19 protein-coding genes and 1 pseudogene are annotated in these 23713 nt (G+C 66.2%); 10 read left to right on the top strand and 10 right to left on the bottom strand.

The annotated features are described in order from the left end of the window. Positions 1-3: 3 nt before the first annotated feature. The 4 genes and pseudogenes from ROP_RS44060 to ROP_RS12050 form a co-directional block, all read right to left on the bottom strand. Complete coding sequence (locus ROP_RS44060; RefSeq protein ID WP_231869045.1) at positions 4-1386, bottom strand: LuxR C-terminal-related transcriptional regulator; 1383 nt, start codon at positions 1384-1386, stop codon at positions 4-6. Between the two features lie 306 nt (positions 1387-1692). Beyond that, positions 1693-2163: pseudogene (locus ROP_RS44055) on the bottom strand (LuxR family transcriptional regulator); the annotation flags it as partial. Between the two features lie 191 nt (positions 2164-2354). Then, the gene (locus ROP_RS12055; RefSeq protein ID WP_012689626.1) at positions 2355-2903 is read right to left on the bottom strand and encodes a MarR family winged helix-turn-helix transcriptional regulator; all 549 of its coding nucleotides are present in this window, start codon (positions 2901-2903) and stop codon (positions 2355-2357) included. Between the two features lie 250 nt (positions 2904-3153). Beyond that, positions 3154-4278 carry a PucR family transcriptional regulator gene (locus tag ROP_RS12050; RefSeq protein WP_012689625.1) on the bottom strand — a complete coding sequence of 375 codons (1125 nt, stop codon included), beginning with the start codon at positions 4276-4278 and terminating at the stop codon, positions 3154-3156. Positions 4279-4545: 267 nt separating this feature from the next. On the opposite strand from ROP_RS12050, the gene ROP_RS12045 reads away from it, so the two are divergent. After that, entirely contained in the window at positions 4546-6015 is a 1470-nt protein-coding gene (locus ROP_RS12045; RefSeq protein ID WP_012689624.1) for an amino acid permease, read from the top strand. Here ROP_RS12045 and ROP_RS12040 read toward each other — a convergent pair. Beyond that, positions 6012-6425 carry a WhiB family transcriptional regulator gene (locus tag ROP_RS12040; RefSeq protein ID WP_012689623.1) on the bottom strand — a complete coding sequence of 138 codons (414 nt, stop codon included), beginning with the start codon at positions 6423-6425 and terminating at the stop codon, positions 6012-6014. The two genes, ROP_RS12045 and ROP_RS12040, sit on opposite strands and share 4 nt — an antisense overlap. Positions 6426-6617: 192 nt before the next feature. Between ROP_RS12040 and ROP_RS12035 the strand changes: the two genes are divergently transcribed. Beyond that, positions 6618-7295, top strand: coding sequence for a GntR family transcriptional regulator (locus ROP_RS12035; protein WP_158306505.1), 678 nt, complete (start codon positions 6618-6620; stop codon positions 7293-7295). 147 nt (positions 7296-7442) lie between these two features. Here ROP_RS12035 and ROP_RS12030 read toward each other — a convergent pair whose 3' ends face one another. Further along, the gene (locus ROP_RS12030; RefSeq protein ID WP_043824637.1) at positions 7443-8954 is read right to left on the bottom strand and encodes an aminobutyraldehyde dehydrogenase; all 1512 of its coding nucleotides are present in this window, start codon (positions 8952-8954) and stop codon (positions 7443-7445) included. Positions 8955-9130: 176 nt separating this feature from the next. On the opposite strand from ROP_RS12030, the gene ROP_RS12025 reads away from it, so the two are divergent. After that, positions 9131-9820, top strand: coding sequence for a GntR family transcriptional regulator (locus ROP_RS12025; RefSeq protein WP_043826471.1), 690 nt, complete (start codon positions 9131-9133; stop codon positions 9818-9820). Between the two features lie 415 nt (positions 9821-10235). Continuing rightward, complete coding sequence (locus ROP_RS12020; protein WP_012689619.1) at positions 10236-11597, top strand: MFS transporter; 1362 nt, start codon at positions 10236-10238, stop codon at positions 11595-11597. 64 nt (positions 11598-11661) lie between these two features. On the opposite strand, the gene yddG is transcribed toward ROP_RS12020, so the two are convergent. The 3 genes from yddG to ROP_RS12005 form a co-directional block, all read right to left on the bottom strand. Further along, on the bottom strand, positions 11662-12870 hold the full coding sequence (gene yddG, locus ROP_RS12015; RefSeq protein WP_269454441.1) for an aromatic amino acid DMT transporter YddG: 1209 nt from the start codon (positions 12868-12870) through the stop codon (positions 11662-11664). A gap of 154 nt (positions 12871-13024) precedes the next feature. Next, complete coding sequence (locus ROP_RS12010; RefSeq protein WP_012689617.1) at positions 13025-14434, bottom strand: FAD-binding oxidoreductase; 1410 nt, start codon at positions 14432-14434, stop codon at positions 13025-13027. Between the two features lie 9 nt (positions 14435-14443). Then, a complete protein-coding gene (locus ROP_RS12005) occupies positions 14444-15640 on the bottom strand; it encodes a L,D-transpeptidase (RefSeq protein WP_043824635.1) in 1197 nt (398 codons plus the stop codon). Positions 15641-15888: 248 nt separating this feature from the next. On the opposite strand from ROP_RS12005, the gene ROP_RS12000 reads away from it, so the two are divergent. Together ROP_RS12000 and ROP_RS11995 are read left to right on the top strand one after the other, a co-directional pair. Then, on the top strand, positions 15889-16344 hold the full coding sequence (locus ROP_RS12000; protein ID WP_012689615.1) for a MarR family winged helix-turn-helix transcriptional regulator: 456 nt from the start codon (positions 15889-15891) through the stop codon (positions 16342-16344). After that, positions 16341-17753 carry an MFS transporter gene (locus tag ROP_RS11995; RefSeq protein WP_012689614.1) on the top strand — a complete coding sequence of 471 codons (1413 nt, stop codon included), beginning with the start codon at positions 16341-16343 and terminating at the stop codon, positions 17751-17753. Before ROP_RS12000 ends, ROP_RS11995 begins: the two co-directional genes overlap by 4 nt. Positions 17754-18112: 359 nt before the next feature. Here ROP_RS11995 and ROP_RS11990 read toward each other — a convergent pair whose 3' ends face one another. After that, positions 18113-19246, bottom strand: coding sequence for a nitric oxide synthase oxygenase (locus tag ROP_RS11990; RefSeq protein ID WP_043824633.1), 1134 nt, complete (start codon positions 19244-19246; stop codon positions 18113-18115). A 141-nt stretch (positions 19247-19387) separates the two neighbouring features. Between ROP_RS11990 and ROP_RS11985 the strand changes: the two genes are divergently transcribed. From ROP_RS11985 to manD, 4 genes are all read left to right on the top strand, one after another. Beyond that, positions 19388-20362, top strand: a complete 975-nt coding sequence (locus ROP_RS11985) for an LLM class flavin-dependent oxidoreductase (RefSeq protein ID WP_012689612.1) — start codon at positions 19388-19390, stop codon at positions 20360-20362. A 112-nt stretch (positions 20363-20474) separates the two neighbouring features. After that, positions 20475-21491, top strand: coding sequence for a LacI family DNA-binding transcriptional regulator (locus ROP_RS11980; RefSeq protein WP_012689611.1), 1017 nt, complete (start codon positions 20475-20477; stop codon positions 21489-21491). After that, positions 21492-22496 carry a 2-hydroxyacid dehydrogenase gene (locus tag ROP_RS11975; RefSeq protein ID WP_012689610.1) on the top strand — a complete coding sequence of 335 codons (1005 nt, stop codon included), beginning with the start codon at positions 21492-21494 and terminating at the stop codon, positions 22494-22496. It begins immediately after the preceding gene. Next, complete coding sequence (manD, locus tag ROP_RS11970; protein WP_012689609.1) at positions 22493-23710, top strand: D-mannonate dehydratase ManD; 1218 nt, start codon at positions 22493-22495, stop codon at positions 23708-23710. The genes ROP_RS11975 and manD overlap by 4 nt, the downstream gene beginning before the upstream one ends. Positions 23711-23713: the final 3 nt, after the last annotated feature.

Genomic DNA, 23713 nt, shown 5'->3' with positions numbered 1-23713 from the left:
TGGTCAGTCGGGTTGCTCGGCTGTATCCAACCATCGCACGATCTGGGTTCGTGAGCGGAAACCCAGCTTGGTGAGGATGTGCTCGACGTGGGCGTCGACGGTCCGCTGGGAGATCACCAGCTTGGTGGCGATCTCTCTGTTCGTGAGACCGTCGGCGACCAGGGCGGCGATCTGCTGCTCACGGCGGGTCAGGCCGGCGCGAGTACCAGATTCTTTACCCTTCGGTTTTCGATCCGTCTCGGACCCGAGGGCAAGTGCCACCGATTCGTCGAAGGAAAGTGCTTCACCCTTGGCGTACATCTGCTCGAAGGTGGGGTTCCCGAGGTTCTGACGGAGTTCCCGTTCGACAATGCTCGTGACTTGCTGCACTGCGGCCTGAGCAAGTCTCATCTGGCTGTATTGCCAGATCGATTTTGCCGCGCCCAATAGCATGGCGGCGTGATCCGGTCGGCTCGCGGCAGCCGACCACGCGAGCCCCTCGATACAGACAGCGACCATGCCCGGATGCTCGAACATCTGATACAGGCGTATCGCCTCGGACATGAGGGCTGTGGCGGAAGCGACGTCTCCCTTCCGCCACCGCACGGCTCCGAGCGGATACAGGGCGATGGCTTTGAGCAGGTGCGCCCCGTGGCGCTCCGTGAACTGCACGAAACGCCCCGCAATGTATTCCGCGTCCTCATGCTCCGTGATGAATGCGTACAGGGCGGACAGGGCCATCGCTTCGGCTACGAGACCTGGATTCTCCCGGTCGATTCCCAGCTCTACAGCCAGCTCAGCTTCGTCGAATGCTTTGTGAATGTCATCGTCCGCGGACGCTTCCAGAGCCGATGCGAACAGGGCGGTCACGGTCAACTCGTCCCACGGCTGTTGCGTGGTCAGTTCGCGGTATTCGCGAAGTAGTGTGCGGGCGTCTTCTGTCTGCTCGACGAGGAACGCGAGGATGCTTGCGGCGACGAGACCCGTTGCCCGCTCGAGCGACGGGTCGGTGACTCGATCGAGGATGCGTCGCAGCCACTGATACCCCTCCAGAACGGATCCGGATTGCTCCCAAAAGGGACGCAGAGCCGTCGCCATCTCGAGTGCGACCAGCGGCTCGCCGGGGTCGGACAAACTGAATGCGAGCGCTTCGCGGATATTGGCTTGGTCTGTTTGTGTCGTCGCGTACCACTCGACGTCTCTGCTGCTGCAGTAGTCGGACATTCCACGCTGGGCGAGACGGAAGAAGTAATCCCGGTGACGATGTCGCACGGCCGACGCGTCCGGGGACGACGCCAACCTCTCCATGGCGTATTGGCGCACCGGCTCGAGCATTCGATACCGGCCCTGCGTTCCGTGAGGGCCGTTGATGCGGACGATGATCGATTTGTCGACGAGCCCGATCAACGCGCCGAGAACACTGGATCCGGGTTCGGAGGGTAGGCATACTCCGTCCGCGGTCTCGACCGTGAACCCTCCGGAAAAGACTGCGAGTTGCTCCCACACATGACGTTCGTGTGGTGTGCACAGGCGGTAGCTCCAGTCCACGGCAGCGTCCAGCGTCCGATGACGTGGCGGTCGCGTCGGTTCGGTGGCTGTCAGGACCTCGCTGTCCTGGAGCCGCACTGCGATCTCTGCCGGGCTGAATGTTCGTACGTTGGCTGCTGCCAGTTCGACCGCCAGGGGAAGACCCTCCAGCGCTCGGGAGATTTGCGCGACGGCCTCGCGATTGTCGTCGGTGATGCGGAAACGCGGGTCCGCTGCCGATGCGCGCTCCTCGAACAGCAACATCGCTTCACTGAGTCCGGTCACGGACTCGTGTGCGAGAGGTGGCACGGGAAAAACTTGCTCGCCCTCGACTCCCAGGATGTGTCGGCTCGTGGCGAGAACCTTCAGGGTCGGCGCGGAGCGAAGGAGTCCGGAGATCAACTCCGCGCACGCCTCGGTGAGGTGTTCGCAATTGTCGAGAACCAGGAGGAGCCGCCGATCCCGGAGGTGCTCGGTCAAAAAGCCGACAGGGTCATTCGACTCGTCCCGAATGCCCAGGACACTGCTGATCGTCGGGGCCAACAAGCCACCCTGCCGGAGATCTGCCAGTTCGACCAGCCAGGAACCGTCGGCGAAGTTGCGCCGGATCTCGCCGGCGAGCCTGAGGGCGAATCGCGTCTTTCCGACTCCACCCATGCCGGTCAGGGTCAGCAGCCGCGTAGAGGCGAGAAGATTCTTCGCTTGCGTGAGGTCCTCTCGCCGGCCGACGAAACTGGTCATCTCCACCGGCAGGTTGCCGACCGCACGCACACTCATCCGGTAAAGATCTCACCTCGGCCGGTGGAGTACCAGGCCGACTCTCCGTGGTGAGCTGCGATCATGCCCGCTCAGTCTGCCGGGTCGACGTCGCCCGCAGCGGAGCGCAGTGCCGTGAGCGCGGCCAGGAGCTTGCGCTGCTGCACAGGCGTGCTGCCCACCAGACCGAAGTTGATCTCCTTGAGGGTGTTGGTCACCGTCAGGATGAACTCGCGCCCTTCGTCGGTGATCGTCGCGTACGTCGCGCGCCGGTCCGTAGGGTGCGCGTCCCGCGATACGAGGCCTTTGTTTTCCAGACGGTCGGTCGACAGGGTGATCGTCGTGGCGTGCACGAGCAAGCTCTTGGCCAGCCTGGACAGCAGCCGTGTGCCGTTTTCGCTCAGCTCGAGCGTCATCAGCAGCAGGTAGTCCGTCAGGTTGAGCCCGTGGGTCTTCAGTTCGACTTCGAGCGCGTCGGTCACGATCCGATGGAACCGGAGCATCGAGCTCATGGCGAGGAAGGCTTCACGGTCTGCGCCGAGGTCGTTCTTCTCCCAGAAGTAGCTCGCCCAATCCACTGGATCGCTCCGCTTGACAGCCTTCTTCTTTGCGACTGTCGCGGCGTTCTTCCGTGGCGGCACGGCGTTCCTCCTTGTAGTCCATGCGCAGATGAACGCACCCCTGCGCCCGGTGACCGAGTGTATCTGGGTGATGGCCTTGCCGAGAGCAGCGCAACGGCATAGGAACCAGGACACTCCGTGCTGCGCGTACGCCGCGTCGATTTCGGCACCGATTTCGGGAGGCCTGGCCGCACCTCGACGCTGTAGACGCCGGTGGTGTGGGTGCGCGGGTGTCGAGGGTGCCGACTGTCGGGCACCGCCACACGCGCGATTACGAGCGACCTCCGACCAGCTTTCCGAGCGCGAGGCCGACGTGCAACTCCAGGCGGTCCTGGCCGATCGACAGGTCCAGTGTGGTGAGTTCCTGAATGCGACGCAGCCTGTAGTACAGCGTCTGCCGATGAATGCTCAGTGCACCGGTCGTCGCGGCAATGTCGCCGGCGTTGTCGAAGAATGCCTCCGCGGTGGAGAGAAGGTCGCGGTTCCGGTGCTCGAACAGTGCCCTGACCGCAGGGGTGACGACCGCTTCGGCGATGAGCTCCGCGGATGCGATTGCAGCCAGCCGATACACGCCGAGTCGATCCCAGTACGCCACCGGCCCCCTCGACGGCTCGAGTGCGATGACGTCGAGGCACAGTCTTGCCTGCCGCCAGCTCTTCCTGGCATCCCGAAGGTCCGAGTAGGTTCCCCCGACTCCGACGACACTGCCCTCTCCGGAGTAGCTGTCGATCGCGGAGCGAAGCGCGGAAGACGATGAATGACGTTGCGCTACAAAGACCGCCGTGAGTCTTCCCATCGGCACGGCGGTGACGCCCGATCGTCGATCGATCGAGGCGTGGTCCGTCGCGAGCATCGTGAATTCGGCGTCGTTCACGTCGTCCGCCGCCCTGAGGTGCTCGGCGGCAGCCGACGACCTGTCCGGATCGCCTTCCAGCAGGTCCGCGAACGCGCCTGCCAGGCGCCCGTTCCCCGACGTGTCGGCGGCGAGCAGCGCACCCGCCTGGGCCGCCAGCGGCATCAATTCCTCGAGTTCACGGTCGGAGATCGATGCGTTTTCTCCCGGCAGTACGAACAAGAACCCGTAGGTTTTTCCTCCGTGCCGGACGGGGAGGCAGATGCGCGCCCTCGAACCGGTATTCCCGTTCGCCGGTGTTCGAACCGGCCTCGTGGCGTAGGCGATTCCGCAATCGACGATCCAGTTGCGGGAATCCACATCGGTCGCTTGCCTGACAGCAGACTGTGCGTGGTCTTCGGGCACTTCGATCGACTCGGCACCGTACGCGACCAACTCGAAATCACGGTCCAGTAGTACGACGGACGCTCCCAGGTGCTGACGCGTGCGTGCCATGAAGTCATCGACGCTGGCAACGGCAACCGGCCGGCCGATCTGATTCATAACTAATATATTAACATGCGGCCAGTCTGACGATTATCCATATGTCTGACGTACACCTGGTTACTTCTGGCATCTGTCGATAGTCGCGGGGGACCGGTTCGGTATTAGATGGATCACATCCAGACACGGGACTTGATCACCACCAGGGCGGGTGCGTCGCTACCGCTGGTTCTGATCGGAGTCGCTGGGCGAGTTGAAGTCTCGCTCGGCGGATGCGGCCAGTTCGGTTCGCATCCACGTGTATCGAATCGATCGTGAGAGCTGCCGATGTCTGATTTGGATAAGAACCCGACCACCACACTGCAGAAGAGCCTGAAGCAACGTCACTTGACGATGATCGCGATCGGCGGAGTTATCGGCGCCGGACTGTTCGTCGGTTCCAGCGCGCTGCTGAACTCCTCGGGCCCTGCCGCAATCTTTTCCTACGCGATCACCGGTTTCGTAGTCATTCTCGTCATGCGAATGCTCGGCGAAATGGCCGTGGCAGACCCATCGACAGGGTCCTTTGCCGGATACGCGCGCAAAGCGTTCGGAAACCGCGCGGGTTTCACCACGGGGTGGCTGTACTGGTTCTTCTGGGTGGTCGTCGCCGGGGCCGAGGCCGTGATCGGCGGAAAACTCCTGCAGCGGTGGATAGATCTTCCCTCGTGGCCCATGGCGGCGGCGTTGCTTCTCGCCATGGTTGCCACCAACCTTCGGTCGGTTCGCAATTTCGGTGAGTTCGAGTACTGGTTCGCCGGCATCAAGGTCGCCGCGATCATCGCGTTCCTCGCGATCGGGGCGTGCTTCGTGGTGGGCCTGTGGCCGGGGCACAGCGCCGACGTCTCCAACCTGACCGCTCACGGGGGATTCGCGCCGAACGGATGGACCGTCGTTCTCTCCGGCGTCGTCGTCGCGGTCTTCTCCATGGTCGGCCCCGAGATCGCCACGATCGCGGCGGCTGAGTCCGAGGAACCCGAGAAGTCGGTTGCCAAGGCGGCGAACTCCGTGATCGGCCGTGTCGGAGTGTTCTATCTCGGCTCCGTCCTTCTCCTGGCGATCATCGTCCCGTGGTCCTCCATCAAGGTCGGCCAGTCGCCCTTCGTCGATGCCCTGAACGTCATGGGGATCCCGGGCGGCCCGGACATCATGAATGCGGTGGTCCTGGTTGCCGTCCTGTCGTGCCTGAATTCGAGTCTCTACACCGCCTCACGCATGATGTTCGTGCTGGCCAATCAGGGCGACGCTCCCCGTTCGGTCGCTCGGGTGGACAAGAACGGAGTTCCCCGCGGGGCGCTGCTGGCCGCGTTGTGCGTCGGGCTGGGCTGCGTTGCGCTCGACTACTTCTCACCGACGACGGCGTTCGCGTTCATCGTCAACGCGTCGGGCGCCACGATCCTGATGGTCTACTTGATGATCGCGCTCTCCCAGATCAAGCTCCGGTCGTTGCTCGGCCGGGAGAAGGCCCGCGAACTCCGCTTCAGGATGTGGCTCTTCCCGTACCTCTCGATCCTCGGGGTCGTCGGAATCCTCGCGGTCTTGATCTCGATGTTCTTCGTCGAATCGACGCGGTCGCAGATCTCCCTCAGTCTCGGCGCCCTCGCCGTCACCCTGATCGCCTATCAGGCACGACGCAGGTTCGGCTCCGCGCACACGTCGAACGGTTCCGTCGAAGGCCGAAACATCTACAGGGAACGAGACTTCGGCACCGAGGTTTCGTACGCGGTGCCCGCGGACGTGTCGCCGAGCGACCGCTAGCCGCTCCGCAGAGTCTGATCTGCAGCGTCGCCGCACGCCTCCCGCCGTCCGGGTCTCGGATGGCGGGAGGAAACGGTCAGACGCTGTGCGGTGCTTCTGGTTACGGTTCGCGCCGCGGGCGGCTGCTGCGGCTTGCGGTCGGTAGAGAATCGACGGTCGGCCTCGGTGGCGCCGCCCCAGATCCCGTACGGCTCACGAACGGTCTGGGCGTGAGTGCGGCACTCGGTCACGACCGGGCAGGAGTGGCAGATCTGGGTGGCGAAGTCTTCGCGGTAGCGCCGGGCCTGCCGTGTTTCGCCCTCGGGCGAGAAGAACAGGTCGGTGTCCATGTTCCGGCAGCGGGCACGCAACTGCCAGTCCCACATCTCCGTCGAGGGTGCATAGGGGTGCGCTGTCAGAGACGTGCTCATGACTTCTCCGCTTCTATCCGGTCTTTCACGCCATCGGTGACCGTAGTCGGGATCACACCCACCGTCAATAGATTCGATCTGTGATCACAAAAGATGCTAAGGTGAATGTCACCGTCGGTGACCTCTCGCCGGCGATCTCGCCACAACTCGGAGGTCCTCGTGGGCAGGCCGAACACTCTCGTCCTACGGGAGATGAAAACGACTCCACTGCAGGGTTCTTCGTCGAGCTTGCTGGCGGACCGGGTGTACGACACCCTGCGCGGTCACATCGCGCAGGGTCATTGGGCGCCGGGGACGCAGCTACGGATCCGGGAGGTCGCCGCGCTGGTGGGCACCAGCGTGATGCCGGTCCGGGAAGCGCTCCGGCGGCTCGAGCAGGCCGGTCTGATCGTCACGGAACCCTACCGGGGGGCGTCGGTACGGGAATTGAGTATCGACGAACTCGAATACGTGTACGACGTGCGCATCATGCTCGAACCCGATGCCGCGCGCCGGGGCGCCGTCCTGGCCGACGACGCGGCCGTCGAGACGATGAGGCAGCACTGGCGCCTGCTGGAGCACGCGGCCGCGCACGGCGACATCGCCGGAGCCGTCGCTCAGGACGAACTGCTGCTGTCGGCGTTGTTCTCGGCCGGAAACAACCCGGTTCTCACCGGACTGATCCAGGGGATGTGGGACACCTGCCGTCCCTACAAGAACCTCTGGGTGCGCGACGCCGTCGGGCACGGACTGTCCCGGTGGAACTATCTCGCCGACCTCGTCGCTGCGGTCGAAACCCGCGACGGCGACAGCGCGTTCCACATTCTCGAACACGTGTGCCGCAGTTCTCGCTCCACCGTGCGGGGAATTCTCGATCCGCTGTCCACCTGAGCGTCCGAGCACATCGACAGACCACCAGTAGATTTCACAGCCGGAACCTGGATCCGGGACGAACGTGCCGCCCACACGGATGACCGTGTGGGCGGCACGGCAGGACTCCCTCGGAACCGTCGACGTCGGTTCGTGGTGCCGATTGAGTCAGCGACTGTGGTTGTGCATCACGTGCTTGGTGCGGGAGTAGTCGTCGAGGGCGTAGATCGACAGGTCGCGTCCGTAGCCGGAACCCTTGAATCCACCCCAGGGGACCTCGTTGGCCAGCACCAGGTGTGAATTGACCCAGACGGTACCGGAATCGAGCCGCGCGGCGATGTCGTGACTGCGGCGCGCGTTCTCCGTCCAGACCGAAGCGGACAGTCCGACGGGGACGTCGTTGGCGCGGCGGACCGCCTCGTCCTCGTCGGTGAAGGTCTCGACGGTGACGACGGGTCCGAAGATCTCCTCGCGGGAGCACTCGGCGCCGTCCGGGACGTCGACGAGCACCGTCGGTGCCACGAAGTAACCGGTGCCGGCGAGTGCCGTTCCGCCGATGGCGACCCGGATGCCCTGCTCGGCGGCGCGATCGAGGTATCCGACGACGCGATCGAAATGGGCCTTGGAGACCAGGGGCCCGATCTCGATGTCGTCCCCGCAGCCGGGTTCGCCGATGGCGAGTTCACGGACCTGCGCGACGAAGAGTTCGACGAACTTGTCGGCGACCGACTCGTGGACCAGGACCCGGCACGCCGCGCCGCACTCCTGCCCGGAATTCCAGAAGCTCGCGACCCGCAGCGATTCTGCTGCCGCCTCGAGGTCGGCGTCGGCGAAGATCACGACCGGCGCCTTGCCGCCGAGTTCGAGGTGGACCCGCTTGAGGGTCTCGGCGGCGCCGCGGGCGACGGCGCGGCCGCTGCCCACCGACCCGGTGAGCGCGATCATGTCGACGTCCGGGTGCTCGGCGAGCCGGGCACCGACGACCGAGCCGCGGCCGGTGACGACGTTCAGCACTCCGGCGGGCAGCAGATCGGCGACGAGTTCGGCGAACTTCAGGGTGGTCAGCGGGGTCTGCTCCGACGGTTTGATCACGAGGGTGTTGCCGGCGGCGAGGATGGGCGCGATCTTCCAGGCGGCCATCAGCAGGGGGTAGTTCCACGGGGTGACCACTCCGACCACTCCGAGGGGTTCGCGCAGGATTACCGACAGGTGGTTCTCGACGTAGTCGCCGGCGGCCATGGACGTGGTCGCGCGCAGGGCGCCTGCCATGAAGCGGAAGGTGTCGATGGTGCCGTCGACGTCGTCACGGGAGACTGCCAGGGGCTTTCCGGCGTTCGCCGATTCGAGCCGGGCGAGCAGGTCGGCGTTGGCGGCGAGCCGGTCGGCGATCTTGTGCAGCACCTCCGACCGCTCCTTGGGTACCACGCGTGCCCAGGCTTCCGCGGCCGCTGCGGCGGCGCTCACCGCGCGGTCGACTTCCTCGGTGGTGCCCTGCGGGATCTGTGCGATGACGTTCTCCGTGCAGGGGTCGATCACGTCGAACACGTCGCCGGGAGCAGATGCGTCGAAGGCGCCGTCGACGAAGTGCGAGGTCGGGGGAAGATCGGCCGCCGTGATCAGCGGCGCCGAGCCGGTTGCGCGGCGTACCGTCACGTCCTCGACGGGAGTTGAGATGGACATCAGAGGTACCTCCATGATTGTGGAACTCGAGCTGCCGGTCTGGTCCGTGCGACGTCGGCGTCCCAGCAAGCCTAAAATGTAATCACAGATCACACAAGGGTGGACGGTGTCCCGCGAGATGGAGTCGCTGGCCGCGGGGGGAAATCCGATCGCCGGTTAATATGTGATCTGTGGTCATGTCCAAGCGCGCCGAGCCGACACTTCTGACCGATCAGGTCTACTCGATGATTCACGAGTCGATCATGAACGGTGATCTGCCTGCCGGTGCCCGCCTGCGGGTGCGCGATCTCGCCGAGCAGGTGGGAACCAGCGTGATGCCGGTGCGCGAGGCGATCCGCCGACTCGAGGAAGCCGGTCTGGCCGAACGCGTGCCCCACCGGGGGGCGGTGGTCAAGGGTCTGACCCTCGCCGAGTTGGTGCACGTCTACGACGTGCGGCGGTTGCTCGAGGTCGAGGCTGCGCGGCTCGGGGCGCAGCGGATCAGTGCCGAGGACTGCGACAGGATGCAGGCCGAGTTCGCGCTGATGCGCACCGCCGTCGACGAGGGACGCGTGGTCGCCGTCCTCGACCACGACGAGGCCCTGTTGTCGATCCTGTACGAAGCCGCCGTGAATCCTGTTCTTCTGCAGACGATCCGCAACCTGTGGAACCACTGCCGGGCCTACAAGATCGTCGGCGCGCAGGGAAGTCTGGATTCCGGTGGAGACGACCCGCTCTGGCGATTCCAGGAGCGCCTCGTTGCTGCTGCCCGGGACCGTTCGGGTGAATCCGCTGCAGCGGTCAACGAGGAATCACTCCTCGACGCGACCGACCGCATCAAGGCACTCCTGGCGACCGAGCAGGCTGCGTCGGCAGACGCCGGATAGCACGAGACGCACCACAGCACCGTCGGCACGAATCGCCGTCGAGCGTTGCACCCTCGGGCCGGTGTGACCCCCGAGCGGCTACAGCCGGAAGATCCCGGCCCCGAAGATGGCGAGCCAGCGGCCGGTCGAGCGGTAGAGGTTCCTCCCTGCATCCTCGGTGTGGAATCACATCCGGGGGGTTGTGTGATCTGTGATTACATATTAATGTTCTGTGACGAGACGCACATCACACAGTGCGGAACCTAGCGAACGAAGCCGGCTCGCATCGCCGGCACGGCCCCGGGTCGCGAATCTTGTGTTCTCGAATCACTGTGTGTCTCAACAGGAATTGAATCAACATCCGACCACCTCGATCTCCACCGAGGAACGCCGCATCAGGTCCGGGTCGGCAAAGAATGTCAACAAGGAGTCCGAGATGACGACCAATCCGTTGGACGACGCGCCACTGTCCACCTTTCATAAGAAGTTAGCGGTGTTCTCCTCGGGAGGGCCGTTCCTCGACGGTTACGCCCTCTCGATCATCGGTGTCGCGATGGTGCAGATCTCGGGCCAGTGGAACCTGTCGTCGGCCGAACAAGGCCTGATCGCCGCGTCCACGCTGATCGGCATCCTGCTCGGTGCCTTCGCCGGCGGTTGGCTGACCGACCGCTTCGGCCGGGAGGTCCTGTTCACCCTCGATCTGGTGGCGATCATCGCCTGCTCGGTGGCGCAGTTCTTCGTAGAAGGCGTCGTCTGGTTGATCGTCCTGAGGCTGCTCCTGGGCATGGCCGTGGGTGCGGACTACCCGATCGCCACGTCACTGATGACGGAGTTTGCGCCGCGCAAATACCGTGGTCCGTTGCTGGGTGCCTTCGTCACCATGTGGTTCGTCGGCGCCGCGGCAGCGTACGTCGTCGGCGAGGTCCTGGCACGAACCGCCGGAGACGACGCGTGGCGTTGGATGCTGGCCAGTGCCGCATTCCCTGCAGTGTTGATCGTCGTGGCCCGGGTCGGCACACCGGAGTCGCCCCGGTGGCTGGTCAGCAAGGGAAAGATCGACAAGGCCAACGAGGTGCTGCTGAAGGTCTACGGTCCCGGTGTCACCGTCGCCGACCTTCCCGAGGAAGAAGAGAGCAATGTCGGCGTCAAGGAGCTCCTCCGCTCCGGCTACGGCAAGCGGATGGCCTTCATCACCCTCTTCTGGACCTGCTCGGTGATTCCGCTGTTCGCCGTCTATGCCTTCGCCCCGGCCATCCTCGGTGCTCTCAAACTCGAAGGCGACGCCGCACACATCGGATCCGCCGTCATCACCATCTTGTTCATGGTCGGCTGTGTCGTCGCCCTGTTCCTGGTCAACCGGATGGGCCGGCGCCCGCTGCTGATCCACAGCTTCGTGTGGTCGGGTCTCGCCCTGCTGTTGCTCGGAATCTTCCCCGGAGCGCCGAGCGCGATCATCATGGTTCTCTTCGCCGCCTACGCGGTCCTCATCGGCGGCTCCCAGATCCTGCAGTGGGTGTACCCGAACGAGCTGTTCCCCACCGAAGTCCGGGGCTCCGCAGTCGGATTGGCGTCCTCGCTCAGCCGCATCGGCGCTGCGATCGGCACGTTCCTGGTGCCGCTGTCCCTCAGTAGCCTCGGTATCGGCGTCACCATGCTGATCGCTGCAGGTATCACCCTCTTCGGTGCCGTCATCTCCCAGATGTGGGCACCCGAGACCCGGGGGCTGTCCCTCTCCGAGAGCGCGGGCCTCGGCCAGGCCGCCAAGTCGCCCGCCCCCGCGGAGGCGATCTCCGTGTAACAGAATCCAGGCACCGACCGAGCACCGTGTCCTTCACTCCGAAGGACACGGTTCTCGTGCGCTGTCAGCGGGTCTCGACCGCGCCGGCCTCGTGCTTGCGCCGGCGAATTGCCAGCGCGCTCGGGCCGCGCGACGAGTGCCGTCTGCCGCCGGCGCGCACCGACACACGATCGTGCGGTCGTTCGCCCGTGACGGTGCTGTCGGGCGCCGCCGCTGCGGACGGGCGTATTTCGGCGGCCTTCTTCGGTTCGCGCGTTGCGACCCAGCACACCGTTGCGCCCACGCACACGATGGCGGTGCCGACCCAGAAGGTGACTCCGAGCGCGGTAGCCAACATCAGCGAGGAGAACGCAGCGGACAGTACCGGGGTGAAATAGGAAGCGGCGGCGAGCAGGGTCATGTTTCCGTGAAGAATGCCCACGTTCCACAGGGCATAGCCGAAGCCGATTGCACACGCCGCTACCAGTGTGGCTACCACCCCGGTCAACGTCAGATGGATGGGTTCGGTGTCACCGGTCAGGTACAAGACCCAGAACGACGCCGCGGTGAGCATGAAGAACGGAGTAATCCCGTTGTTCCCCTTGGCAAACAGCTTTGTCACGGTGCAGTATGCGGACCAAATCGCGGCACCCAGGAGTGCGAGGGCATAACTCAGGGGGTTCGTGCGAATGTTCTCGATGGTCCCGGGCAGGTCGAGTCCGGCGTCACCGCCGAGGACCAGCGCGATCCCGGCAATCGACAATCCGATGCCGGGGATGAACAGGATCGAGGATCTCTGGCCGGTGAACAGGATGGCGAACAGGACGGTCAGGCACGGCCACAGGTAGTTCACGATGCCGACCTCGATCGCCTGGCGCGCGTCGGTTGCCAGTCCGATCGCGAGGGCGAAGCACACTTCGTATCCGGCGAACATCAGCGCGCCGGTCAGCAGATAGACGCGGTTGAACTCGCGAAGCTTGGGCCATCCGACCGTAAGGAACAACAACACGGAGCAGCACGTATAGATCATGGCCGCGCCGCCGATTGCACCGAGACTTTCGGTGACCAGTCGGATCATGCCGACCATGGTGCTCCACAACACAATCGCTGCCAGGCCGGCCAAGGTTGCGTTCCGGCCAGTCATCGCCACTCTTGCCAAGATGATCCTCCTTCGTGCTGAGCTCAGGGATTTACGAACCCGACCACCGTGGTCGGCAGATCCCGACTGCTTCGTCGGACGGGCCAACCGCGGCTGCGTGACGTGCAGGCGAGGTGGGAGTTCGTCCCGCGGCACACCTGAGAGGTCCTTGGATCGAGTTGTCGTGGGCATCACGAATCGGCGCACGTCGGCGAGGGAACCCGACTGTTACGCGATTCTTACGAGAATGTAATCTGTGATCACAAAGTTGGCAAGTGATGTGCGCCGCAGTGAGCGGTGTGAGCGCCTATTACAGCGGGTAGTGCGTCAGCACGCCCATCGGGTCGTGCCGCTGCCGTAGTTCTCGCAGTCGCCGGAGGTTTCCGCCGTAGGCCGCGTCGATCTCGGTGGCCGTCTCGGGGAATCCGGGCCGGACCTCGACGCTGTAGACGCCGGTGGTGTGGGGTGCGAGCGCATCGAGGGTGCCACCCGCCCACGACAGGCAGGCGGCGCCGTCGTAGGGGTCGGACCATATCGCGTTGAGCGGGATGTTCCATTCGCCGCCCCGGCCCCAGAACGCGGTGTCCGTGTCGGCCACGTCGGCGAGCGCACCACCGGTGTGCTGGAAGTCGATTCGGCATTCCCGCGTCGGCGCCCCGCGGATCTGCGTGGCGAGGGCTTCCGCGAGTTGGGAATCGAGGGTCGGCCCGGTGAAGACGGCCTTTCCGAAGAACGACCCCCGGCGTTCGCCCGGTTCGGGCAGCCGGATCGGGTCCGGTTCTTCGCCGTCGGATCCGGGTGGCGCGAATTCGGGTAGCCCGGAGAAGTAGTCGCCGGAGGTCTCGGACCGGTACAGCACGCTGCCCGACACGGCGGCGACCGACGTGGCGGCAGCCCGGGCGCGGTCGATGTCGGACGCGTCCCCGCTCGCACATGCGGTGTACACGAACAGGACGGGCTCGTCGGCGGACAGTGCGCTGTAGCCGAGCACCGCGCCCATCGTCGTGCTCCGCGGAAGCGCCGGTGCGACACGGAAATAGGTGGCCAGCGCTTCGAGTCCGAGCACCATGCGATCGACCCACACCGGACCCTGCGGATGCGTGCGCAGCACCGCCGACGTGACCACGCCGAAGCACGGTGCGCAACCCCGGACCGCCCACCACAGATCGGCCTCGTCGCCCGTGCTGGCATCGGACAGGTGGACCACTTCGCCCGAGGGCAGCACGAGTTCGACCTCCAGCAGTTGATCGAGGGTCAGCCCGAGACTGCGCGTGAGGTATCCGACGCCGCCGCGGGTGACGAGTCCGAAGCCTGCATGTCCGACGATCCCGACCGGGACCACCCGGCCGGTGGGGGCGAGGGCGTCCAGCATGGTTCCCACGGTGGCGCCGCCGGCGACGACCACTCGATCGTCCTCGGGTCGCGCCGTGTTCATCCGGGCGGACAGGTCGAGCATGACGGCGTCGTCGGCGACACAGTTGGAACTCAGCCCGCCGCCGCGGACGGTGACGGTGCCGCCCGTTCGGTGCACAACCCGCATGACGGTGGAGACGTCCTCCACGGACTCCGGTTCGACGACGCAGGACGGACGGCGTCTCGCGGCGTCGGGAAAGAACACCCTGCCCAGTGCCGTGCGGTAGTCGTCGGTGTCCGGCAGGTGAACCCGGTGCGGGAGCACCGCCTTCAGCTGCGCGACACATTCCGCGGATGGTGAACTCACGAGCGCCTCCTATCCCGTTGCGTTACCTGCCTGCCACTCGGCCCACGGGACCTCCCAGTCCCCGTATGTGTCCCACACGGGCAGGATCGGTCCGCCCGAATTGGTGATCTCGACGACGTCGCCGATACCGAAGTGGTCGAACATCCACTGGGCGTTGGCCGGAGCCAGGTTCACGCAGCCGTGGGAGACGTTGCTGTTGCCCTGATCGCCCACCGACCACGGCGCCGAGTGGACGAACTCGCCGTCGTTGGAGATGCGGAGGTTCAGGTCGACCTTCTCGCGGTAGTAGTCGGGGTCGCCGGCGCAGACACCGTACGTGCAGGAGTCCATGATGATGCTCTGCTGTTTGTCGGAGACCACGTGCGGGCCCTCGTGGGAGGGATGGTCGGGGGATCCGAGACTCATCGGCATCGAGTTTTCCTGAACACCGTTGTGGAATACGGTGAGCACCTCGCCGGCCCCGTCCGCCTTGGCGACCCACGAGTCGTGCACGGTGTAGTCGGCGGAATTGTTCTCGGCGCCGAAGACGCCGTCGCCCAGGTCGACGCCGTACACGTCCGCCTCGATGTGGATCTTGGTTCCCGGCGCCCAATAGTTCGCGGCGCGATAGTGCGCGTTCTGGTCGTCGGTCCAGTACCAGGCCCCGGGCTGCGGCGGCGTCGTGGTCACGTGCAGTCGCTGCTGTACCTCGGCCTTGTTCACGACCGGCGAGGTGAACTGGAACACCATGGGCTGGCCGACGCCGATGCCCGTGTCGGCGACGACCTCGGGTGCCGGCACGACGTTGGCGTAGGCCGTCGAGCCCGGAGTCATCGTCGTCACCGTGAACGTCTGCTCGACGGGGGCGCCGTCCGGGTTCACCGCGTCTGCGACGACCGTGTACGTGGACTCGTAGCCGAGGGGTGCGCTGCTCGTCCAACTCGTGCCGTCGGGGGCGAGGGCGCCGGCGACCGGTGTGCCGGCGCCCGCGGGATTCGTGACGGTGACGGTGGTGAGCCGGCCGCCGGTGGCGGAGACCACGATCGGGGTGGTCGGGTTGATCGGCGCACCGTCGGCCGCGGGAACGGCGATCGAGGCGGGCGCGGCCTGGGTGGTGGTCGGGGGTTCCGAGGTGCCGGTGTCTCCGATGGTGCATGCCGTGGCCAGGAACGTCATGGCCACCACCGCAACGATGCCGGCTGTTCGTGTGCGGAGAGTCACGACCACCTTCTTTCGATCTCGATCAGCGTTCGCCGTTCCTCATACTGCCAGCGATCGGCTCGGAGTTTCCTGTGAGACGCCCGCGCGCCCCGCCCGACCTGCGGGAATCCGATCACCGTCGCCATATTAGACAGTCTTGCTGGTGAAGTTTAAGGATTGAATCAGGGATTCAGCCCGGAAATACGTGATTGATTATCGAAAATAAAACAGCTAGACTGGCTAATGAATTTGACGGGCGATCGAGAGGTGAAGACATGGACGAGAAGGTCGAGCGGCTCCGTGAGGACGTCGTCATGTTCACCCGGCGTATCCGGGCCCAGCGGTCCGGGCACCTGCTCACGCCCTCGCAGCTGCAGGCCCTCGCGCATCTCGACAGGGAAGGTCCGATGAGCGCCCGCGCCCTCGCCGATCTCGAGCAGGTGGCGCCGCAGTCCATCGCGCGGACCGTCTCGATCCTCGAGGACGCCGGCATGGTCTCCCGCACGGTGGACCCCCAGGACGCACGGGCGAGCATCGTCGCGATCACCGCGCCGGGGCTGCAGACCCTCACCGCCGACCGGTCGCGGCGGAGCGAATGGCTCGCGGCGGCACTCGCCACCGAGTGCACCGACGCCGAACGCGACCTCCTCTTCATCGCCGGACGGCTACTCCGCCGACTCGCCGCCACCCCCGAGTCGGCGCCGCAGCGGGAGTCACTGATGAACTCGTGAGCGCGACCGTCGCCGATACCGAGGTCGCGCAGAAGTCGCCGTCCGTACCGTTCCGGGTCAGCGGATCCGTCGCCACCGGGAGCATCCTCCAACCCCTGAACTCGTCGATGATCGCGGTGGCGATCGTCGGCATCGCCGCCCAGTTCGGCTCGTCGTCCGGCATCACCTGGGTGATCTCCGCGCTCTACATCGCCACCGCCGTCACCGCGCCGATGGCGGGGAAGCTCGGCGCCCTCCTCGGCGCGCGGAGGGTGTACCTCGGGGGCCTCGCCCTCGTGGCGCTGGGCTCCGTGGCCGGACTGCTCGCACCCACGGTCGGCTGGCTGATCTTCTCCCGCATCCTCGTCGGAATCGGAACCGCCACCCAGTATCCCAACGCGATGACGATGATTCGCGGCTACGCGGAACGGCACGGTGCGCAACCGCGCACCGCGATCACGACCCTCGCGATCTGCAGCCAGGCTGTCGTGGCACTCGGACCGACGCTCGGCGGACTACTGGTGGGTGCGTTCGGCTGGCAGTCGATCATGTGGATCAACCTCCCGATCGTCGCGTTCAGCGCCGTGGCGGTCACGAAGTTCGCGAACGTCGGCTTCGTCGGCGGCATGTCGGTCGGCCGGCGGCAACTGGTGCACGCGCTCGACGTCGTGGGCGTGCTGCTGTTCCTCGCGCTCATCTCGTCCACGATGCTGTTCCTGCTGTCGGTCACCACCGACCCGGTGTGGTGGCTGGTCCCCGTGTGGGCGCTCGTGCTCGCACTGTTCGTCCAGTGGGAACGGCGGGCGGACGAACCGTTCATCGACGTTCGGGCACTTGCCCGGAACCGCGCGCTCAGTGCGACGCTCGCGCGGACCCTCCTCACCTACACGGCCTTCTACTGCGTCTTCTTCGGAATCCCGCAGTGGCTGCAGTACTCCCGGGGGATGGGCGCCACCGAGGCAGGCCTGACGATGCTCCCTGTCGCGGTCGTCGGTATCGGCTCCACACTGCTCGCGTCCCGGACGTACCGGCGGCACGGCGTGCGCCGAACGCTCACAGTCGGGACGTGCGCGCTGCTGGTCGGCGGGGTGCTCCTGGCCTCGGTGGAAAGCAGCACCGCCCCGATCGTCGTGCTGCTCATGGTGGCGGCGGTGCTGGGAATCCCCAACGGATTCAACAATATCGGCAACCAGAATCTGATCAGCTCGGTCACGTCCGTCGAGGAAGTGGGCACGGCCATCGGGATGTACCGCACCGTGCAGTACATCGGGGCGAACCTGTCGGCCGTCGTGCTGCAGACCACGGCCGGTCACGTCATCGGCGACGACGGACTGCATCGCACGGGATGGTTCATCGCCGTCGCGGGTGTTCTCCTCCTCGCGGGGGTGCTGATGTCGCGGAACATGGGCGACCGACGGTCGGCGGCGTAGGAGCCGCATCAGGAGGGAACCGTTCCTCCGGCCGCCCGCCAGATCAGTGCGGCGGTCCGGGCAGGCCAGTCCGCGGGGGGACGATCGCCGGCCAGGGCGCGGCCGTACCAACTGCCGGTGGTCTCGGCAGCACCCCCCGGACAGCGGCACCGCTTCGCCTCGACCACGATTCTCGCCGCCGACGACGCGGGCCTGCCGCCCGACCCACAATTCCGCTCCGCCTTCATGGCATACGTCGAGTGGGGGACCAGGCTGCGCTCTGCAGAATTCGAGTCCCGGAGCCGAGGTGGTCGAGCACGCACCCGTTGGGGTTGCTCCGCCCTACCACGGCTGACCGGGCGGGGCGCCGGACCGGCGTCCTACAGGTTCCCGCCGGTGATCGGACAACCCGACGCCGCTGCGGGCGCCGGGAGAAAGTTGGGGCGGATGGTCGTGTCGGGGGCGTCGTAGAGCCGGTGGAACGTCGGTGTGAGCGCCGCCGACATCGGTGGGTTGATCCACGACCAGTCGGTGGGGCACTTGCGGCCCAATGATTCCTCGCGTTCGACGTGACTGATGAACTGTTTCGCGACGGTGTGGTGGTCGACCATGTGCACCCCGGCCTGCCGGTAACTGTGGATCACGGCGCGGTTCAGTTCGACCAGCGCGCGGTCACGCCACAACGTCCGCTCCGACGACGTGTCCAGGCCCAGCTTTTCGGCGATGGCGGGCAGCATGTCGTACCGGTCCGTGTCGCTGAGGTTGCGGGCCCCGACCTCCGTGCTCACGTACCACCCGCTGAACGGGGCGAGAGGATACTCGAGCCCACCCACCGACAGGCTCATGTTCGACACGGCGGGAACCGCGTGCCAGCGGAGGCCGAGATCGGCGAACCAGGTGTAGTCGGGATGCTCGATGTCGACCTCGAGGACGAGGTCCGGGGGCACGTCGAACCAGCGCAGTGGCTCGTCGGGAGTGCTGATCAGCAGGGGCAGCACGTCGAATCGTGTTCCCGCGCCGCGCCACCCCATCTTCGTCACCGCCTCGGTGATGCCGACCTGCGCGGGATCCCCGGTCACCGTCCCGTCCGCGTTGCGGTAGCCCGCGTACCGGATCAGTTGCGGGCTGACGATCTTGTACTCGCGCCCGTCCGCCAGCGGCCGGGGACCGATCGTGATGACCGAGCGCAGCGCGCCGCCGTTGGTCGCGACCCGCAGGTGCTCCCAGCACGCCTCCGCGATCCCGTCCGCGGTGGTGACGTGCCGGGCGTCGATCAGCTTCAGCGTGCGCCAGTGCTTGCGGCCCACACACCGGGCATGATTGCGCCACGCCAGCTGCGAGCCGACTTCCAGCTCCTCCACGGTGTGCTCGTAGCTGCCCGTCTCCGCCAGCGACTCCAGTGCGTCCGCGAGGCGGGCCGTGGGCAGGTGCGCCAGCTCGGGCTCGCTGAAGAACTCCGCGCACTCCCGCATCTGCGCAGCGGACCGCGACGTGACGTCCAGCGAGTACGACATAGTCCCCGTGCTGCTCACCATTGACCTCCCGGCGATCGTGGATCCTGCGGCGGTCAGTATGTCAGCGACGCGGGCGCACTCACCCACCGAGTGCGGACGGGGTGAGGAAATACCGTCGGCGGGACCACGGTTCTCCCCGGGGTGAAGCTGTCGATTCTGGATCGGTCCCGCACACGCCGCGGCGTGCCCGATGCCGCTGCGCTGACCGGGACGATCGAGCGGGCGATCCACGCCGAGCGGCTCGGATTCGACCGGTTCTGGGTGGCCGAGCATCACGCGGTGCCGGGCATCGCGAGTGGGTCGCCGCCCGTGCTGCTCGCCGCCCTCGGCGCCCGCACCAGCCGGATCCGGTTGGGGTCGGGTGGCGTGATGCTGCCGAACCACCAGCCGTTGGTGGTGGCCGAACAGTTCCTGATGCTCGAGGCCATGTACCCGGGCCGGATCGACCTGGGCGTCGGACGGTCGCTGGGATTCACGAAGCCGGTTCGGGAAGCACTGCGACGCGACCGCAACGCCCCCGACACGTTCGCGGACGACCTCGACGAGGTGCGGAGCTACCTCGAGGGCAAGGGCGGCGTGACCGCCCGGCCGCGGGTGGCGAGTCCGCCGCCGATGTTCGTTCTCGCCACTCGCCGCGGGCTCGACTTCGCCGCGAAAGCGGGGCTACCGGTGGTGGTCGGCGGTCCGATCCTCCACGCGTCGGGCGCCGGCGTCCCGGAACTCGACCGGTACCGCGACAGCTTCGTCCAGTCCGCGGCCCACCGGTCGCCGTACGTGGTGATCTCCCTCGAGGTCATGATCGCCGAGAACGAGGACCGGGCCCGCGAACTGCTGCTCCCGGAGGCGTGGGCGCTGGCCCAATCGAGCCGGACCGGCGAGTTCCCGCCGCTCGAATCGGTCGCGGACATACGCCGTCAGCCCTGGACCCCGCGGCTGCGCGAACAGGTCGACGCCTCGATCGCGTCGTCGATTCACGGCACCCCGGAGCAGGTGAGGGTCGCGCTCGACGGGCTGGCCGAACGCGCCGGCGCGGACGAACTCCTGGCCTCGACGTCCACGTTCGACCGGGACGCATTGTTCGAATCCGATCGGCAGTTGTCGCTTCTGTACCCCTGATCGGTGCGGTGACAACCTGTGTCTGCAAGCCTTGCGCAACTTCTTGACAAGCTTGCGCAAGCTGTGGATAGTGTGTGTTGTCAATCACAACGAACAGCGAGGCGGTAGCACCGTGGCACCCACCTTGACCGAGGTCGCACAACGCGCTGGGGTCTCCCTGTCCACCGCATCGCGGGCGTTCAGTGCCCCGGACCGGATCGGACCGGACACCCTCGCGAGGATCATCGCGGTCGCCGACGAGATCGGCTACCGGGCGGCGTCACCGACGCGAACCGATGCCGTGCGACCGACCGCAACCACCGTCGCTGTCGTGGTGCCCGACATCGGGCACACCGTGTTCGCGAGCTTCGTGAAGGCAGCGCAGGCTCAGGGCTGGCACCGGCGCCAGACCGTGCTCCTCACCGACACGGACGGCAGCGCCGATCGCGAGCGTGAGGTTCTCGGCGAGTTGCAGGGCCGGGTCGACGCGCTCGTCGTCTGCGCCCCCCGACTGCCCGCGTCCGACATCGTGCAACTCGCCGGCGACACCCCGCTGGTGCTCGTCAACCGGTCGTCGCCCGAATGCGATTGCATCGTGGCAGATTCCGAGGACGGACTTCGCCAGACCATCGACTACCTCGTCGCGCTCGGGCACGAACACCTCGCGTACGTCCAGGGCTCGCCGCAGTCCTGGTCGAACCAGCGTCGCGTCGCCGCGGTCGAGGACTTCTGCAAGTCCCGCGACGTGCGGCTGAGCCTGCTCGGCTGGCAGCAGGAGACCCTCGCGGGTGGTCATGCCGCGGCCGCCAGTGTGATCGCGACCGGTGCGAGCGCCGTGATCACACACAACGATCCGATGGCGATCGGTGTGATGAACGGCGTCCGTGCGATGGGCTTCTCGGTCCCGGACGACCTGAGCGTCACCGGCATCGACGACTCACCGCTGGCCGAGCTTGCCAACCCCGCGCTCACGAGCGTCAACGTGCCCATGGCGCGAGCCGGCGTGCTGAGTCTCGACCTGGTGTACCAGCGTGCGAGCGAACCGGACTCCGACGTCCGCGAAATCCATCTCCCCACCCAACTCGTCGTCCGCGCATCGGCCGGGCCGGCGCACGATCGAGTGTTTCGCCCCGGAAAAGAGAGCCGCTAGATGAAAATCGTTGTTGCCGACCGCAACCTGATTCCGCACCGATCCCGGCTCGAGGCCACGGTTCCGTCCGATTCGCGGCTGTCCTGGCACGACGGCTTCGACGAAGCGGCCCTGGCCGAGGATCTTCGCGACGCCGACGTCTACGTCGGGGGAAAGTTCACATCATCCCTGGCGTCGTCAGCAGAGCGGCTGCGCCTCGTCCATGTCGCCGGTGCAGGAACGGACAACATCGCCTTCGACGCCCTGGCGCCGGATGTGCTGGTGGCGAACACCTTCCACCACGAGAAGTCGATCGCCGAGTACGTCGTGGCGACCGCGGTGATGCTCCGGCGCGGTTTCGTGGCTCAGGACAAGGCGCTCCGGCAGGGGATCTGGGCGACCTCGGTCTACGACGACCGTCTCACACAGTCGAATTCGCTGCAGGACGCGAAAGTGGGTTTCGTGGGGTTCGGCCACATCGGCCACGCCACGTGGAATCTGTTCCGAGCATTCGGCGCGACGGGAGCGGCCGTGACCGGCCGTGGCAACGTCGACGCGCCGAGTGCGGGATTGGACTGGGCGGCGGACGTTTCCCAGCTCGGGCGTCTCCTCGTCGAATCCGATGTCGTCGTCGTGTCCGCACCGCTCGACGACCGGACGCGGGGCATGATCGGCGCAGAAGAACTGCGCGCACTCGGCAGCGACGGTGTGCTGGTCAATGTGGGCCGCGGACCTCTCGTCCAGGAGCAGGCACTGTTCGACGCACTGTCCTCGTCGACCATCGCGGCTGCGGCCATCGACGTCTGGTACGACTATCCCGGACCCGACGGTCGCGGGACGCCCAGCGCTCTGCCGTTCTCCGAACTCCCCAACATCCTGATGACACCGCACTCTTCCGGGGTATCACGACAGACGTTTCTCGGCCGCGTCGACGACATCGCCGACAACATCACTCGACTCGCTCGCGGCGAGCAACTGCGCAACGTCGTCGCTCCCGCCGTCGGCTCGAAAGGATCACGAGCATGACCGACAAGATCATTTCCGCGGACGTACTGGTCTGCAGCCCCACCCGCAACTTCGTCACCCTGAAGATCACCACGGCCGACGGCGTCGTCGGTTACGGTGACGCCACGCTCAACGGCCGTGAACTGTCCGTCGCGTCGTACCTCCGGGACCATGTCGCTCCCTTGCTGATCGGACGCGACCCGGCGCGGATCGAGGACACCTGGCAATACCTCTACCGCGGCGTGTACTGGCGGCGCGGGCCGGTCACGATGGCCGCGATCGGCGCCGTCGACGTCGCCCTCTGGGACATCAAGGGCAAGACCCTCGGCCAGCCCGTCTACCAGTTGCTCGGCGGTGCCGTTCGCGACCGGGTGCTCTCCTACACCCACGCGACCGGGTGGGACGCGCCCGCGCTGCTCGACTCCGTCGACGCGAAGCGTGAGAAGGGCTTTCAGGCGATTCGAGTGCAGTCCGGGGTTCCTGGCCTGGATTCGGTGTACGGCGTTCACCAGGGCGCCGCCGGATACGAGCCCGCGAGCCGCGGCGCCCTCCCGGTCGAAGAAGTGTGGGACACGGACGCGTATCTCAACCATGCCCCCCGGATCCTCGAGGCCGTTCGCGAACACGTCGGTCCCGAACTCAAACTGCTGCACGACGCCCACCATCGGCTCACCCCGCAGCAGGCCGCGCGGCTGGGGAAGTCGGTCGAGCACGTGGACCTGTTCTGGCTCGAGGATGTCACGCCGGCCGAGAACCAGGATGCGCTGCGTCTGGTGCGCAACCACACCACGACACCCCTGGCGATCGGCGAGGTCTTCAACACGATCTGGGACTGCCAGCACCTGATCACCGAGCAGTTGATCGACTTCATCCGCGTGGCCATCGTCCACGCAGGCGGAATCAGCCACGTCCGCAAGATCTTCGCGCTCGCCGAGGTGTACCAGGTTCGCGGCGGACCGCACGGCCCGTCGGACGTCTCACCGATCTCCCTGGGCGCGAGCCTGCACCTCGGGCTCGCGACACCGAACTTCGGAATCCAGGAGTACATGGGTTACGACCCGCTCGTCAGCGAGGTCTTCCCCCACGCGTGGTCGTTCTCGGACGGTCACCTCACCCCCGGCGACGTTCCGGGTATCGGAGTGAACATGAACGAGGAACTCGCGGAAAAGTATCCGTACGAGCAGGCGTATCTCCCGGTTGCCCGGCGCCGCGACGGCTCCATGACGGATTGGTGACGG

It is taken from the genome of Rhodococcus opacus B4, from assembly GCF_000010805.1.
In the GTDB taxonomy this organism is placed as follows: domain Bacteria; phylum Actinomycetota; class Actinomycetes; order Mycobacteriales; family Mycobacteriaceae; genus Rhodococcus_F; species Rhodococcus_F opacus_C.
This window is presented reverse-complemented; position numbering and strand designations above follow the sequence as displayed.